A 1,002-nucleotide genomic window follows, 5' to 3' on the forward strand; every position below is an offset into this window, starting at 1 on the left:
CACCCGGACCTCGCCGAGCGCGGCCGGGTCCGGTCCCCGGCCGGGGTCGGCCGCCGCGGCGCCGTCGGGCACGTCCGCCGCGACCACGACCCGGCGCCGGGGGGCGGCGGCGTCCCCGGCCAGCAGCCGCAGCGAGGCCAGGGCGGCCCGGTTGAGGGCGGCGTACTCCAGTTCCTCGATGTCGTCCGAGAGGTACCACTCGCGCAGCGCGGGCGTGACGGCGTAGGCGGTGAACGGCCCGCTCCCCAGATGTCCCGACCGGTGCGCCTCGGCGAGACCGGGGAGGGTCAGGGGGACGTAGACGCGCATGGCTGGCCGCTTTCGTGGTCGGGTCGGTCGGGTCGGGTCGGTCGGAGTGGCCGGGACGGGCCGGGGCAGGCCGGGGCAAGGCCGGAAAGAGTCATCAGGATACGCGCGAGGGCCCTCCATCGAGTTCCCCGCCGAGCCGGTGCAGGCGTCAACTCCGCGCCGGAACTTCACCCGGTCCCCCCTTGCCACACCGAGGACCGGCCCCGTCCGACCCCACGGATAGGTGAACCTCACACCTCGCCCCTCTCCCTCCGCACCCCCTTGCCAGCAGGCCGCCACACCCCGTACAAGGTCCGCAACAGCAAGTTACCGCCCGGTATGCCACGGGCCGCCGAACGGGGATCCCATGAACAAGGTCATGAGCAGGGTCACGAACAGGGCACAGCACCGCCACCCCGGCGCCCGCCCGCCCGGCCGCCGCGACTCCCGCCGTCCCGCGGGCACCCCACCTCGCGGTCCTGGCGCGGCCACCCCCCGCACCGCCGTCCCCGAGGACCGCCCACCGGGCTCGGCGCCGAGGCCCACCCAGCGCCGCACCCGCCCCCAGGACACCCGCCCGACAGGCACCCCCACCACGCCGCCGGTCACGGGCAGCTCAACCACCCGGGTTCCGAGGCGGACACCTCGCACAGCACCGCCAACCGCCCACGGCCACTCTGCGCCCGTACCCGCCCCGCCAACCACCCAAGGCCA

General features: G+C 75.9%; 1 protein-coding gene. It reads right to left on the reverse strand.

Annotated features, from left to right (window positions below; genetic code table 11):
* The coding region (locus tag ACTT8P_RS33695; RefSeq protein WP_442835594.1) for a DUF6912 family protein at window positions 1-309 on the reverse strand (309 nt) is incomplete at its 3' end.
* Window positions 310-1,002 lie beyond the last annotated feature (693 nt).

Origin of the sequence: Streptomyces sp. JW3 (genome assembly GCF_052216785.1) — a bacterium.
GTDB lineage: Bacteria > Actinomycetota > Actinomycetes > Streptomycetales > Streptomycetaceae > Streptomyces.